13 protein-coding genes are annotated in these 15,042 nt (G+C 64.4%); 10 read left to right on the forward strand and 3 right to left on the reverse strand.

Annotated elements, in window-relative coordinates:
* Positions 1–17: 17 nt before the first annotated feature.
* Positions 18–1,013: a Gfo/Idh/MocA family protein gene (locus tag OSH10_RS00310; protein WP_266329451.1), complete on the reverse strand. Its 996-nt coding sequence runs from the start codon at positions 1,011–1,013 to the stop codon at positions 18–20.
* Positions 1,014–1,178: 165 nt separating this feature from the next.
* Between OSH10_RS00310 and OSH10_RS00315 the strand changes: the two genes are divergently transcribed.
* Positions 1,179–2,180 carry an LLM class flavin-dependent oxidoreductase gene (locus OSH10_RS00315; RefSeq protein ID WP_266329452.1) on the forward strand — a complete coding sequence of 334 codons (1,002 nt, stop codon included), beginning with the start codon at positions 1,179–1,181 and terminating at the stop codon, positions 2,178–2,180.
* Between the two features lie 31 nt (positions 2,181–2,211).
* Here OSH10_RS00315 and murI read toward each other — a convergent pair whose 3' ends face one another.
* Both murI and OSH10_RS00325 read right to left on the reverse strand, forming a co-directional pair.
* Positions 2,212–3,009 carry a glutamate racemase gene (gene murI, locus OSH10_RS00320; protein WP_266329453.1) on the reverse strand — a complete coding sequence of 266 codons (798 nt, stop codon included), beginning with the start codon at positions 3,007–3,009 and terminating at the stop codon, positions 2,212–2,214.
* Positions 3,006–3,815 (reverse strand): RNA methyltransferase, encoded by an 810-nt coding sequence (locus OSH10_RS00325; RefSeq protein ID WP_266329454.1) that lies wholly within the window; start codon positions 3,813–3,815, stop codon positions 3,006–3,008. The genes murI and OSH10_RS00325 overlap by 4 nt, the downstream gene beginning before the upstream one ends.
* Before the next feature lie 142 nt (positions 3,816–3,957).
* Between OSH10_RS00325 and OSH10_RS00330 the strand changes: the two genes are divergently transcribed.
* From OSH10_RS00330 to OSH10_RS00370, 9 genes are all read left to right on the forward strand, one after another.
* Complete coding sequence (locus OSH10_RS00330) at positions 3,958–4,521, forward strand: HdeD family acid-resistance protein (protein ID WP_266329456.1); 564 nt, start codon at positions 3,958–3,960, stop codon at positions 4,519–4,521.
* On the forward strand, positions 4,518–5,408 hold the full coding sequence (locus OSH10_RS00335; RefSeq protein WP_266329457.1) for a glycosyltransferase family 2 protein: 891 nt from the start codon (positions 4,518–4,520) through the stop codon (positions 5,406–5,408). The genes OSH10_RS00330 and OSH10_RS00335 overlap by 4 nt, the downstream gene beginning before the upstream one ends.
* A gap of 81 nt (positions 5,409–5,489) precedes the next feature.
* The gene (locus OSH10_RS00340) at positions 5,490–6,716 is read left to right on the forward strand and encodes a glycosyltransferase family A protein (protein ID WP_266329458.1); all 1,227 of its coding nucleotides are present in this window, start codon (positions 5,490–5,492) and stop codon (positions 6,714–6,716) included.
* A 376-nt stretch (positions 6,717–7,092) separates the two neighbouring features.
* A complete protein-coding gene (locus OSH10_RS00345) occupies positions 7,093–8,415 on the forward strand; it encodes a glycosyltransferase family 2 protein (protein WP_266329459.1) in 1,323 nt (440 codons plus the stop codon).
* A gap of 193 nt (positions 8,416–8,608) precedes the next feature.
* Positions 8,609–9,820, forward strand: coding sequence for an NADP-dependent isocitrate dehydrogenase (locus OSH10_RS00350; RefSeq protein ID WP_266329460.1), 1,212 nt, complete (start codon positions 8,609–8,611; stop codon positions 9,818–9,820).
* Positions 9,821–10,611: 791 nt separating this feature from the next.
* Positions 10,612–11,673: an ABC transporter ATP-binding protein gene (locus OSH10_RS00355; RefSeq protein ID WP_266329461.1), complete on the forward strand. Its 1,062-nt coding sequence runs from the start codon at positions 10,612–10,614 to the stop codon at positions 11,671–11,673.
* A gap of 83 nt (positions 11,674–11,756) precedes the next feature.
* Complete coding sequence (locus OSH10_RS00360) at positions 11,757–13,073, forward strand: ABC transporter substrate-binding protein (protein WP_266329462.1); 1,317 nt, start codon at positions 11,757–11,759, stop codon at positions 13,071–13,073.
* A 116-nt stretch (positions 13,074–13,189) separates the two neighbouring features.
* Entirely contained in the window at positions 13,190–14,077 is an 888-nt protein-coding gene (locus OSH10_RS00365) for a carbohydrate ABC transporter permease (protein ID WP_407660641.1), read from the forward strand.
* A 10-nt stretch (positions 14,078–14,087) separates the two neighbouring features.
* A complete protein-coding gene (locus OSH10_RS00370; protein ID WP_266329464.1) occupies positions 14,088–14,984 on the forward strand; it encodes a carbohydrate ABC transporter permease in 897 nt (298 codons plus the stop codon).
* Positions 14,985–15,042 lie beyond the last annotated feature (58 nt).

The raw sequence follows: 15,042 nt of genomic DNA on the forward strand, positions 1-15,042 counted from the left end.
TGGGCAGCGCCGACGCTTCAGGCGAAGGCGCTGCGGATATCCGCCTCCCACTCGGTCAGCATCTCCATGATCTCGATCGAGTCCGCCGGTCTCGGCGAAGGCCGGTCCGCGACCCTCGAGCCAGCGGCAAGGCTGCGCTCGACCATTCGCACCTGATGCAGGAAAGCGTCCGCATCGCTGTCGACCCGGATCTCCTCGATGATGCCATCGAAGCCGGTGAACAGCAGCCGGCTGGTGCCCGCCTGCGGCAGCCAGGGATTGTCGAGGAAGCGCAGGCTGCCCTTGTCGCCGACGACGATGAAATCCGGATGCATGCCATAGGTCTCGGCGGTCTGGACGGTCGCCAGAATGCCGTTGCCGAAGCGAACCGCCAGCGCCGCCTCGCTCACATTGCCGTCATGGGAGGAGATCGAGCCGGTGCCGGTCTGGCGGCGATCCCGGAACGCCCCCTCGCCGGCCACGGTCTGCACCGCGAGTTGCAGCAGCGAGACCGGATAGCAGCCAAGATTGTACAGCGTGCCCCGGCCTTGCGGATTGACGACCTGCCGAATATCGGCCGCGTAGCTGGCGTGGATCGACTTCACGGTCCCGAGCCTGCCATCCCTCAGAATATCGACGAAACGCGCGATCAGCGGGTGGGCGAGATACATCAGCCCCTCGACGAAGAAGACGTCGTTCGCCGCGACCGCATCGACCAGCGCGCGGCTCCTTTCCATGTCGATCGAGAGCGACTTTTCGCTGAGGACCGCCTTGCCGGCCGCGGCCGCCTCGGCGACGGAGCCGTGGTGCAGATGGTTCGGCAGGCCGACATAGACGATGTCGACGGCGGGATCGGCGAGCAATTCGGTGACATCGCCATAGGCGCGGTTCCCGCCGAAGCGGGCGCGGAAGTCTTCGGTGCGGGCGACATCGCGACCGGCAACGGCGGCAAGCCGAGACCCCGGGCTTTTGCCGATCGCGTCCGCGACGGTATCGGAGATGAACCCCGTGCCCAGAATGCCCCAACCGATCATCGCCAGATCCCTTGCCTGCCCGCCATGCCTTCAGCGTCGCACAGACGCCGCGAAAAGGGGCACAGAATTATGTACTGATCAATACAAAAAATTTCGTTGCCCGCCCTTCCCGATCCGGCCACGGCTTCCCACATGGAAGTCACATTTGCCCCACCGGATCGATCCATGCCCCAGCCATCCCCCATTCCGCTCTCCGTCCTCGACCTCGCGCCGGTTCGCCAGAACGGCACCGTCGCCGCTGCGCTGAACAACTCGCTCGATCTGGCGCGCCATGTCGAAAAGCTTGGCTACAATCGCTTCTGGGTGGCCGAGCACCACAACATGCCGGGCATCGCCAGTTCGGCGACGTCGGTGCTGATCGGCTATCTCGCCGGCGGCACCTCGACGATCCGCGTCGGCTCCGGCGGCGTGATGCTGCCGAACCATGCGCCGCTCGTCATCGCCGAGCAGTTCGGCACGCTGGAAGCGCTCTATCCCGGGCGCATCGACCTCGGCCTCGGCCGCGCGCCAGGTGGTGACCCGATGACGATGCGGGCGCTCCGCCGCGACATGACCGACGACGACAATGCGTTTCCGCAGAATGTGCAGGAGCTCCTGGCGCTGCTGGGGCCCGCCGCCGAGGGCCAGAAGCTTCGCGCCGTTCCCGGCGAGGGTTCCAACGTACCTGTCTGGCTGCTCGGATCCTCGACCTTCAGCGCCCAACTCGCTGCGCTGCTCGGCCTGCCCTTCTCCTTCGCCAGCCATTTCGCGCCGCAGCGGCTGATGGAGGCGCTGGAGACCTACCGCCACTTCTTCCGCCCGTCCGAATATCTGGAGAAGCCCTATGTGATGGTCGGGTTGCCCGTCATTGCCGCCGAAACCGACGAGGCAGCGAATTACCAGGTGACGACGCAGTACCAGCGCCTGGTCAATCTCGTGCGCGGCCAGCCGACCGTGCTGATGCCGCCGGTCGACAGCATGGAAGGCCGCTGGGAGCCGCGCGAAGAAGCCTATGTCCGCTCGCATCTCGGCGTCGCGATCATCGGCGGCCCGGAGACGGTGAAGCAGAAGCTCGCGGCCGTGATCGAGCAGACCGGTGCCGACGAACTGATCGTCACGACGGACTTCTACGATCCGGCCGACCGCAAGCGTTCCTTCGAGATCCTGATGGACGCCCATCGCGGCTGACGCGCCCGGGCGCGGCGAGCCCGCGCTCGTTTCAGTCCAGGATCGCGCCGGTCAGGCCGAACTGCGACAGCAGGCGCAATTGGGCAGGCGCCCAGGCCTTGCCCGAGGTGAGGAAGGCCTGCCCCTCCGCCATCGGCGCGCCCGGCGGCTCGGCCGTCAGGGACAGGACCGACAGGACCCGGCGCGCGATCGCCTCGGCGGGGTCGATCCAGGTCACCGGCCAGGGCGCCACGGCTTCCATCCGGTCGATCAGGAAGGGATAATGCGTGCAGGCGAGTACGATCGTATCGGTTCGCCTGCCCTCGACCTCGATGAAGGCCGGCTCGATCTCGGTGCGAAGGGCGGCATCGTCGACGGGGTCGCCGCGCATCGCCGCTTCCGCCAACGGCGCCAGCTCCGACGAGCCGACGAGCCGGACGTGGCAATCCCGCGCGAAGCTGCGTATCAGGTCGCGCGTGTAATCCCGCTTCATCGTTCCGGGAGTCGCCAGCACCCCGACGACATGACTGCCGGAACGCTCCGCCGCCGGCTTGATCGCGGGAACCGTGCCGATGAAGGGGATCGCATGCAGCGCCCGCAGGGGCGGCAGCACCAGCGTCGAGGCCGTATTGCAGGCGATCACCACCGCATCTGGCCCAAAGCGCTCGATCAACCGCCCCATCAGAGCGACGATATGATCGGAAAGCGGACCGGCCTCCCAGTCGCCGTAGGGAAAGGCGGCATCATCCGCGACATAAGTGATGTCGGCCGACGGCAATTGGCGACGGATCTCGCGCAGAACCGAGAGGCCCCCTATGCCCGAATCGAAGACCAGCAGCCTGGCGCTCAATCCTCGGCCTCGCGGCTGGTGGTTTCCGTGCCATCGGCGCGGCGGCGCGGCCGGGTCGGCCGGTTTTCCAGCGCCGCGACGACGCCGCGCAGCGTGCGGATATCGGCCTCGGTGAACTGGGCCTTCTGCAGCATGGCCCGCAAGGTCTGCACCACGACGGGCCGCTTCTCGACCGGGCGGAAGAAGGTGACTGCGTCGAGCGCGCCTTCCAGATGCTCGAACAGGCCGATCAATTCCTGCTTGGTCGCCGGGCGGCTGTCGTTCGGCGTGGTGAAGCGAAGCCCTGCCTCCTCCGTCTCGAGCCCGCTGCGCCGCCATTCATAGGCGAGGATCAGCACGGCCTGGGCGATGTTGAGCGAGGCGAATTGCGGATCGATCGGCAGCGTCACGATCTCGTCGGCGAGCGAGATCTCCTCATTGGTGAGGCCGATGCGCTCGCGTCCGAACAGGATGCCGGTCTTCACCCCGCCGGCCATGTGCCCGCGCATGATGCCGGCCGCGGCGGCGGGGCCGCGCACCGCCTTGGCGAGCTCGCGCGAACGGGCCGTGGTCGCGACGAGATAACCGAGATCGGCGACGGCTTCCTCGACCGTCTGGAACAGGCGGATGCGGTCGAAGACATGGTCGGCGCGGCTGGCGGCGCGGCGCGCGCTCTCGCTCGGCCAGCCGTCGCGCGGATTGACGATGCGCAGATCGCGCAGACCGAAATTCGCCATGGCGCGGGCGGCGGTGCCGATGTTCTCGCCAAGCTGCGGTTCGACGAGAATGACGGCGGGCCCGTCGACGAGAAGTTCAGAAGCGACCATTGCGTCCGTGCATCATGTTGATTTCGCCCTCTCCTAGCCCATAGAGAGCTCTCACGCTATATTCGCACTGCGTGAAGCAGGTTGCAGGACTTAACCGAGTCGCAACCTTGGGAACTGGGATCGTTCAAGGGGAGGACGCGAAATGCCCGCGGATCTGACAGCCAGCAAGAGCTTTTCGGCGAGCGTACGAGAAAAGTGGGGCTGGTTCCTGTTTCTCGGCATCGTGTTCGTGATCGGCGGCATCTGCGCCATCGCCATGCCGCTGATTTCCAGCGTCACCGTCACGATCTTCCTCGCGGTCGTGCTGGTCATCGCCGGGGCGGTCCAGATCTTCCAGTCGTTCAGCGTCCAGGGCTGGGGCGGCTTCCTTTGGCAACTGGTCGTCGGCATCGTCATTCTGATCGGCGGCGTCGCCATCTACATGTCGCCGGTTGTCGGCAGCGTTGCGCTCACCCTGATCATCGCGTCCGTCTTCATGGCCAAGGGCATTTTCCAGATCGCCCTTTCGATGCGGGTCCGGCCGATGGACGGCTGGGGCTGGATCCTCGCCGCCGGCATCATCGCCTTCCTGGCCGGCCTCTTCATCCTGCTTCAGTATCCGTTCTCCGGCCTCTGGGTCCCCGGCACGCTGGCTGGCATCTCGCTGCTCTTCACCGGCTGGAGCTACATCGCGCTGGCCCTGGCCGCGCGTCGCATCCTTGCATGAACGAGGCGGAGTGGCGCCAGACCTACGGCGTGAGCGGCAGCGAAAACCTGCCGCTCGTGACGATCATCGCCATCAACTGGAACTATGCCACCTATCTTCTGACCGCGCTTCGATCCGCAGTGGCGCAAGATTATCCGCGGCTGGAGATCATCGTCCTCGACAATGGTTCGCAGGACGACAGCCCCTCGCTGATCAGCGCCTTTGTCGAGCAGCATCCGCAGGTCCGCTTCATTCAACTGATGCGCAATATCGGCCAGTTTGGCGCCGCGCACCACATTCTCACGCAGCATCGGGTTGCGGGTGACTTCGCCTCCTTCCTCGACACCGACGATTTCCTGTTTCCGCATTTCATCAGCCATCACATTCGGGCGCATCTGCTGCTGAACAACGGCGCCGACGTCTCGACCGGCGACACGTTGCAGATCGACCAAAACGGGACGATCGTCGCGGGCAACATGCCGCATTGGTGGAAGAAGCCGGCAGCGGATCGGCCTGGCTGGGTCGAGACGCGGGTCTCGACCCACCATGATACCCCTCGGCAGCTCTCCCTGACGCTGATCCCGCCGAGCCAGCGGCGCTGGTTCTGGCATCCGGGAACCTCGATCGTCTACCGCCGGCAGAAGATCGAGCGCCTGATGCAGGCGATCCGCGATCCGATCGAGGTCAAATTCGCGCTCGACGCCTCAGCGGCCCCCTTCTGCCACACCGAAGGCGGGAGCATCATGCTGAATGAGCCCCTGTCCGGTTACCGGATCCATGGCAGGAACTCGAGTGTGACCGCGCCCCAGCTGCAGCATCTCGACTCCGGCCGCGCTTCGTTCGTGAAGGGCAACAAGAGGCAGGAACGCTGGTTCCGCAAGAACTTCCGCAAACAGCGAACGGCATGACACGAGCGGCCCGGTGGGCAAGCCAGTCTGAATCCGACCAGGTCTCACCATCCGACCAGGTCTCACCGGATCGAAAGCGCCATGGATAGATCCGATTTCTTCATTCAGAACCGCGGCGAATCGGCCCTTGCCCACCCGGGCGCGATCCAGGTGCCTCTGGTTTCCTTTGTCCTCACGGGGAAGCCTGACGACGACTTCGCCCAGGTCATCGAGGCGGTGCGGAAGCAGAGCTACCCGCGTTTCGAGGCGATCCTTGTCGACGCAAGCGCAACGGCTTCCAGTCACGCCGCCCTCGAGCGCCAGATCGCCGGCGATCGCCGCTTCCAGATCGTATCCGTGGACACGGATCCGGGGCCGTTTGGCCGAGCGTCTCTTGGGCTTGCCGCCGCCGAAGGAGAGTTCATCACCTTCCTGGAGGCGACGGAACTTCCCCTGCCGAACTTCGCCGCCATCCATATCCAGACCCATCTCGCGAGCCGTCACAGCGTCGCCTTCACCGCTTCGCCGTTCTTCACGGCCAGACCGGAGCGCGACGGCCCGCCCTCGCCGCTGTCCGAACCATCCGCCGCCTGGCCGCAACCGGGGACGCCGGTCCTGCGGCTCGCCTGTATCGACGACAGTGCTTTCGCGGACCTGGCATCGCGCGTGGCGCTGATCGAACCGACGAGGCAGGGCTGGACGACGTCTCCCGATGCCGCAAAGATGTATCGGCGCTTCATCCTCGATCTTCTGGATCCGCAGGCCGTCGCCGCGACGGAACAGCCATCCTCGGCGTCCACGCACTATGCGCCGCTGTGCCAAATGCTGGGCGGGTCGGCGTCGATCGGGATCCCGCTTTCGAGCCCACGGCTCACCGCCCTTCCCGAGCCGACAGCCAGCCGCGAGGCCGGATCGCGGACGGCCATCGACGAGCGGAACACGCTTCGCGTCTGGGCGGCCAACGGCTCGGACTTTGTCCGTCGCATCGGTTCGCAACGCTACTGGAACGGGCTGGCTCTGCTGCTGGTCGGCCCGCAGCCGGGCCCGAGCCAGATGCCAGGCCCCGCGCAGATCGCGGCGCGGGCGGACGGCCTGCTGCCTCTGCTATCCAGCGCCTTTGGCGAGCGCCAAGCGATTCACCAGCTCGATGAACGGCTGCCGCGCCCGGCCGTCCTGGCCGTGCTCAAGGAGCAATACGGGAGTCGCCTGCCCCTCCACGTGCAGATCGCTCTGCGCACGACCGTCCTCCGTCGGATGCGTGAGGCCGTACGCCAGTATCTCCGCGCGCGCAAAGCCAGGGGCCGCAAACGTCGGGCGATGCGAGGATAGTCCTGGATGAACCAGGCCGGCGCGCCGGGTTCGGTCACGATCGGTTGGTTGAGATCGACCCCGGCGCCGTTGATGTCGATAGCGAGGTGGAGCGCTTGGATCGGGCCCAACCCGCTCGCAGCGCCGACGAAGGGAATTCAGGTCCCTGCCGAATGGCAAATCAGGCGCTGCATTCCGGGGGATCGCGCATCGGTAGGGTCTGCTGATCGACTATACTGGATGAATTCCAATCCAGTCATTGCGTCCCGCCCGGCACGTGCATACCAATGGGCGGCTACCGGGCAACCGCCACGCAGTCGCCCGATGGCGGCTCTATTCAGCGGCAGCCTCTCAAGTCGACAGAGATCGGCACCCAGAAAAAGGCCTACCTCAAGCCATGCAAGACCGCCTGGAAGTCTCAGGTTCCGGGAATCTGCCGCCCCCGAGCGATGCCGGCGGCGAAGATCTGACGATCGGCGGTATCGCGGCTTCCAGGCTGGCGATCGCCGGAGAAGCGCGGCTTCCCAAGGTCTCTTTCATCGTTCGAAACTGGAACTATGGCCGGTATATCGGGCGCACGATCGACTCGATCCTGAGGCAGGATTATCCGGACTTCGAGGTCGTGATCGTCGACAATGCCTCGACGGATGAAAGCCGGGACGTCATCGCGCGTCACGTCGGCGACGACCCGCACTTTCGCATCCGTCATGCCGAGGTCAACCTGGGTTCCTTGGGCGCCGGCTTGCTCGGACTGGAACAGGCATCAGGCGAATTCGTTGCGTTCATCGATTCGGACGATACGCTCCTGTCGAACTTTGCCTCGGTGCATATCCAGGTCCATCTGGCCAGTCGCCACAACATTGCGTTCACCTCCAGTGCCGCCCTGGAGACGGGACCGGACGGCGGCCTGTTCAGTGGCTCGCGCAGCCGGGAGAGCGTCCACGAAATAGCGACACCGGGCGGATTGCGCTCCGCCGACGTGGTACCCCGGCTCGGAAGCATCGACGGCAAGCTCTATGACCTGCTCGGCAAGCACACGTTCCTGCTGCCGCCAACGCCCCTGACCTGGCCCTGGTCTCCCGGCACGTCGAACGTCTACCGTCGCCACATCCTCGATATTCTCCGGCCGCAATGCGCCCCGGACGACATGGCGAAACTCTCGGCGGATGGTCACTTCAACCGCCTCGCACATTGCCTCGGGGGCTCGGCTCTGATCGAGCTTCCCCTCTCGACCTATCGAATCCATGGCGACAACTTCGCAGCCTCGGCGCCGAGTCTGGCCGCCATGGGGGGCGATGGCGGTCCGGCGACAAAGTTTCACAGGGTACGCGCCCGCGAGATGGCCAGAGTCCTGGTCGCCAACGCATCGGACTTCTCGAACCGGATCGGCGAGAAGCGGTACTGGAGTTCCCTGGCTTTCCTGTTCCAGCTCGGCGGCCTCACGACACCGGGCGATCTCGCGGAATGGAACCGGGACGGGTTCTTCGACGAACAGGTCCGGCAACTGGCGGTGGCGTTCGGTGAACGCAAGGCCATTCGCAAGCTGGCGGCGTTCATTCCACGACCGCTGCTGCGATGCGGGGTCGCGGCGCTCCATGCCGGCAAATGGCCTGTCCATGCGCATCTGGAACTGCATCTGAGCGCGACGCGGCGCCTGCACGCCCGGATCAAGCGCGCCATCCGCAAGCGGCGCCGCCCCCTGTCGACCAGCCCATTCTGACGCGCTTCCAATCCGAAGCCATCCGATCCCGCCCTCCCCCCGCCGCGGCAACATTCTCCTGCCCGCCCGCCTTTGCGCGTTTTGAGTGCGATGCTATAGGGGAGCCCGCACCATCCTCGGCGCTGCCTTGCCGCCCGCGACCTCCTTCCGCCGGCAAGCCGAGCCGTACAACCCCGAAGCGAGGTTCTCATCCATGGCGAAGATCAAGGTAGCCAATCCCGTCGTTGAGCTCGACGGCGACGAGATGACCCGGATCATCTGGCAGAACATCAAGGACAAGCTGATCCACCCCTACCTCGATCTCGACCTCCAGTATTTCGACCTGGGCATCGAGCATCGCGACGCCACCAACGACATGGTGACGATCGAGGCGGCCGAAGCGATCAAGAAGGTGGGCGTCGGCGTCAAGTGCGCCACCATCACGCCGGACGAAGCCCGCGTGAAGGAGTTCAACCTCAAGGAGATGTGGAAGTCGCCGAACGGCACGATCCGCAACATCCTCGGCGGGGTGATCTTCCGCGAGCCGATCATCTGCCAGAACGTGCCGCGCCTGGTTCCCGGCTGGACCCAGCCGATCATCGTCGGCCGTCATGCCTTTGGCGACCAGTACAAGGCCACCGATTTCCTCGTCCCCGGCAAGGGCCGGATGACGATCAAGTTCGAGGGCGAAGACGGCACCGTCATCGAGAAGGAAGTCTTCAAGTTCCCGGGCGCCGGCGTCGCCATGGCGATGTACAACCTCGACGAATCGATCCGCGACTTCGCGCGCGCTTCGCTGAACTACGGCCTGATGCGCAAGTATCCGGTCTATCTCTCGACCAAGAACACCATCCTCAAGGCCTATGACGGCCGCTTCAAGGATCTGTTCCAGGAAGTGTTCGACGCCGAATTCGCCGCCGCCTTCAAGGCCGCCGGCATCACCTACGAGCACCGCCTGATCGACGACATGGTCGCTTCGGCCCTGAAGTGGTCCGGCGGTTATGTCTGGGCGTGCAAGAACTACGACGGCGACGTGCAGTCCGACACGGTCGCCCAGGGCTTCGGTTCGCTCGGCCTGATGACCTCCGTGCTGCTGACGCCCGACGGCAAGACCGTCGAAGCGGAAGCTGCCCACGGCACCGTGACGCGCCACTACCGCCAGCACCAGCAGGGCAAGGAGACCTCGACCAACTCGATCGCCTCGATCTTCGCCTGGACGCGTGGCCTCGCCCATCGCGCCAAGCTCGACGACAACGCCGAACTCGCAAAGTTCGCGCTGACGCTCGAGAAGGTCTGCGTCGATACGGTCGAGGCCGGCGACATGACAAAGGATCTGGCGCTGCTCGTCGGTCCGGACCAGAAGTGGCTGTCGACCACGGGCTTCCTCGACAAGGTCAGCGAGAACCTGACCAAGGCGATGGCATAAGCCAAACTCCCCTAGCGGAACACGAACGGCGCGGGCTCATCCCCGCGCCGTTTTTGTTTGGGCCTCGCCGCGTCGGCGATCGACGGAAGAGACCCCGCACAAACGGGCGACCATCGCGCCGAGTTGCCGAGCTCCTGACGCACAGGGCAACATTACGATTGCGTCAGTTGAAAACATCTCGGTGTACTACCGCAAAATTATCGATAGTTTACAAGTATTCCTACCTTCGAATTGTCGACGATCACGGCTTTGTTGCATCGCAACAAACACACAGACTCCCGTGTTATTTGAAATTCTCCCCGGTAGTTGGTTGACCCTGGTCTATAACTTTTCATATGATCAATTACTTTGCGCGATAGGACGCGTTCACGGACAGAGGGAGAAGCTGTCTTTGACAATCTGGCCGAGTTCACACTGCGCATTGTGCGAGGAATGAGGCTGTCCCTGGAGCGGCGACGTGCGAAGGCCCGGTTTTTCCGTCAGCCCATCGACACAACGGTCGGAGCAACCAGACCGACGCCAGCGGCAGGGACCCTGCCCTGCGACAACGCGGGTCCTGCGCGGACGCCGGGCCGGCGTATGGGGCGCGGATGGCGATAGTCTCTCGCGACACTGCCCGTACAGGCGGAATGCACAGGACCGTCTCGCGTGACGGGCCGTCGATGCGTGCGGGGAAGGCATCGCGCCCCAGCCGCCCGGCATCAACGACCAGAACCAATCGCGCGATTTAAACAATCACCGCCAGGATTCAGCCGAAGGCGGCACTAACATAAAGTTCCGGGAGGACGTGCATGGCGTCAGTAGAGTTCGTAAATGTAAAGAAGTCCTTCGGCGCTCAACCCATCATCCGGGGCGTTGACGTGCAGATCGATGATGGCGAGTTCGTCATCCTTGTCGGCCCGTCCGGCTGTGGCAAGTCGACCCTGCTGCGGATGTTGGCAGGATTGGAGAACATCACCGCTGGCGAGATCCGCATCGGCGACAAGGTCGTCAATCGCGTACCGCCGAAGGAACGCGACATCGCGATGGTCTTCCAGAATTATGCGCTCTATCCGCATATGACGGTCGCCGCCAACATGGCGTTCTCGCTCACGCTGAAAGGCGCGAGCAAGGCAACGATCGACGAGCGCGTCCGCCCGGCCGCCGAGATCCTCGGATTGACCCATCTTCTGGAACGCTACCCGCGCCAGCTCTCCGGTGGCCAGCGCCAGCGCGTCGCGATGGGACGGGCGATCGTCCGCGATCCGCAGGTGTTCCTGTTCGACGAGCCGCTTTCCAATCTCGACGCCAAGCTGCGCGTCGCCATGCGCGCCGAAATCAAGGAATTGCACCAGCGCCTGAAGACCACGACGGTCTATGTGACGCACGACCAGATCGAGGCCATGACCATGGCCGACAAGATCGTCGTCATGCAGGATGGCCGCGTCGAGCAGATCGGGGCGCCGCTGGACCTCTATGACCGGCCGGTCAATCTCTTTGTGGCCGGCTTCATCGGTTCGCCCTCGATGAACATGATCAAGGGGCGCCTGGACCCGAACGATGCGGGCCGCTTCCTGGCCACCGACGGAACCGTGCTCCCGGTCCACCGGGAGATCGAGGCCGCCAAGGGCCAGGATCTCGTCTACGGCCTGCGGCCTGAGGCGATGCGGCTCGATCCGGCCGGCATCCCCGCTACGGTGCTGGTGACAGAGCCCACCGGCTCGGAAACGCAGATCATCGCCAGGCTCGCCGGCACCGAGGTGACTTGCGTGTTCCGCGAACGCGTCGCCGCCAAGCCGGGCGAGACCTTGAACATCGGCATCGACACGACTTCGACGCATATCTTCAATGCCGCCACGGGACTTCGCCTTTAGGCCAATTCCCTGACGAAGCGCCGCTTCGGGACGGCGCCTGCCTGCCAGGCAAATCCCGCAAAAGCAGGAGGAGGAGGAACCCCATGACTTTGAACAGACGCCATTTTCTGACCACGTCCGCAGGACTCGTCGCAGCCACCGGCTTGAGCGGCCTGGGTATCAACCCGGCATTCGCGCAGGCGGCCGCGCCCACCTTCAAGCCGGAGGAAGGCGCATCGCTGCGACTCTTGCGCTGGGTCCCGTTCGTCCCGGGGGAAGAAGCCGCCTGGCTCGCCAACACGAAGAAATTCACCGACGCGACCGGCGTCCCGGTTCGCATCGACAAGGAAAGCTGGGAAGACGTCCGCCCGAAGGCTGCCGTCGCCGCCAATATCGGCTCGGGCCCCGACATGGTGATGAGCTGGTTCGACGACCCGCAGCAATATCCCGACAAGTTGGTCGACTTGACGGAACTCGGCGAATATCTGGGCAGCGCCCATGGTGGCTGGTATCCGGGCCTCGAGGGCTACGCCAAGCGCGACGGCAAGTTCATCGCCCTGCCCCTTTGCGCCATCGGCAACGCCGTCGTCTATCGCGACAGCCACATGAAGGCGGCCGGCTTCAGCGAATTCCCCAAGGACACGGCCGGCTTCCTCGAACTCTGCAAGGCCATGCAGGCGAAAGGCACCCCGGCAGGCTTCCCGCACGGCAAGGCGGTCGGCGACGGCAACAACTATGCCCACTGGCTGCTGTGGAGCCATGGCGGCAAGATGGTCGACGAGAGCGGCAATGTCGTCCTCAATAGCCCGGAGACGCTGGCTTCGGTCAAATATGCGCAGGAGCTCTACAAGACCTTCATTCCGGGAACCGAGAGCTGGCAGGACGTCAACAACAACCGCGCCTTCCTGGCCGGCCAGATATCGCTGACCGCCAATGGCGTCTCGATCTACTACGCCGCCATCAAGGATCCTTCGATGAAGGAAATCGCGGAGGACATGCGTTCGGTCAATCTGCCGATCGGCCCGGTGGGTGAGTCCGTCGAGCTGCACCAGGCCTCGACCCTCTCCGTGTTCAAGCACACGAAGTATCCGGAAGCCGCCAAGGCCTATCTGCAGTTCATGTATCAGGCCGACAACATGAATAACTGGATCGAAGGCGCCAGCGCCTATTGCTGCCAGCCGCTCAAGGCCTTCGCCGACAACCCCGTCTGGACCAGCAATCCGATCCATGCCGCCTATGCCAAGGCATCGGGTTCCCTGCGTCCCAACGGCTATGCCGGCCCGCTCGGCACCGCCTCCGCCGCGACGATGGCGGATTATGTGCTGGTCGACATGTATGCGACCGCGGTCACCGGCCAGATGTCGCCGGAAGACGCGATCGCTCAGGCCGAGCGCCGGGCCCAGCGCTACTACCGCGTCTAGTCGGCGCCTTCCTTTCCCGCCGCGCAAGCGGCGGGAAACACCCTGATTCCTTGCTGGGCGCGGAGATGTCCATGAGTGCCTACCCCACCCCAAAGCCGCCATCGCGCATAGCAGATATGTTCCAGAGCCGGAATGCGATGGGACTGATGTTCATGCTGCCGGCGGCGGTGTTCCTGATCTGCTTCCTGACCTATCCGCTCGGCCTCGGCGTCTGGCTTGGTTTCACCGATGCGAAGATCGGCCGTGACGGCGTCTTCATCGGCCTCGAGAACTATCGCTATCTCTGGGATGACCCGGTCTTCTGGACCTCCGTCTTCAACACGGTCGTCTACACCTTCGTCGCCTCGGTCCTCAAATTCGCGCTCGGCCTCTGGCTGGCGATGATCCTGAACGAGCAACTGCCGTTCAAATCCTTCTTCCGCGCCATCGTCCTTCTGCCCTGGGTCGTGCCGACGGTTCTCTCCGCGCTGGCCTTCTGGTGGATCTTCGACGCGCAGTTTTCCATCATCTCCTGGTCGCTGATGCAGATCGGCTGGATCGACGGCCCGATCAATTTCCTCGGGGACCCGACCAACGCCCGCATCTCCGTCATCGCCGCCAATGTCTGGCGCGGCATTCCTTTCGTCGCCATCTCGCTGCTGGCCGGCTTGCAGACGATCTCCCCGTCGTTGCAGGAAGCGGCATCCCTGGACGGCGCCACCAGCTGGCAGCGCTTCCGCCTCGTGACGCTACCCATGCTGAGCCCGATCATTGCCGTGGTGATGACGTTCTCGGTCCTGTTCACCTTCACCGACTTCCAGCTGATCTATGTTCTGACCAAGGGCGGCCCGGTGAACGCGACCCACCTGATGGCGACGCTTTCGTTCCAGCGCGGCATCCCCGGAGGCCAGCTTGGCGAGGGTGCGGCGATCGCCGTCGCGATGATCCCCTTCCTGCTCGCAGCGATCCTGTTCAGCTTCTTCGGCCTGCAACGGCGGAAGTGGCAGCAGGGCGGACAGGACTAGGAGAAATACCATGGCAATGACCGCCCAGAACGACCCGACCCTCAACGACGACGCGGAGGGCATGAGCTATCTGAACCGCCTGCCCCGCCGGATCGTGACGGTCTATCTTCCGCTCGCCGTCTTCGTCTTCGTCCTGATCTTCCCGTTCTACTGGATGGCGATCACGGCGGTGAAGCCCAACCACCAGCTCACCAATTACGAGCAATACAGCCCGTTCTGGGTGGTGGAGCCGACGCTCGACCACATCAAGTACCTGCTGTTCGAGACCTCCTATCCCGGCTGGCTCTGGAACACGATGCTGGTCGCCTTCGGCTCGACGGTGCTCTCCCTGGCGGCGTCCGTCTTCGCCGCCTACGCGATCGAACGGGTGCGGTTCACCGGTTCGCGACCGGCGGGGCTGCTGATCTTCCTCGCCTATCTGGTTCCGCCCTCGATCCTGTTCATCCCGCTCGCCGTCATCGTCTTCCAGTTCGGAATCTATGACACCAAGCTGGCGCTGATCTTCACCTATCCGACCTTCCTGATTCCGTTCTGCACCTGGCTGCTGATGGGCTATTTCCGCTCGATTCCCTTCGAACTCGAGGAAAGCGCCCTGGTCGACGGCGCGACGCGCTGGCAGATCCTGATCAAGGTCATCCTGCCGCTCGCCGTGCCGGGGCTGATCTCGGCCGGCATCTTCGCCTTCACCCTGTCGTGGAACGAATTCATCTACGCGCTGACCTTCATCCAGTCGTCCGAGAACAAGACGATCCCGGTCGGCGTGCTGACGGAACTGGTGCGCGGCGACGTGTTCGAATGGGGAGCGCTGATGGCGGGCGCCCTGTTCGGCTCGCTTCCCGTCGTCATCCTCTATTCGTTCTTCGTCGACTCCTACGTCTCGTCGATGACGGGCGCGGTCAAGGAATAGAGGGCCTTCCAGCCAAGCATCGGAAACGGCGCGGGCCCTCCCGCGCCGTTTTTCGTTG

The sequence above is a fragment of the Kaistia defluvii genome, from assembly GCF_026343955.1.
Classification (GTDB): domain Bacteria; phylum Pseudomonadota; class Alphaproteobacteria; order Rhizobiales; family Kaistiaceae; genus Kaistia; species Kaistia defluvii.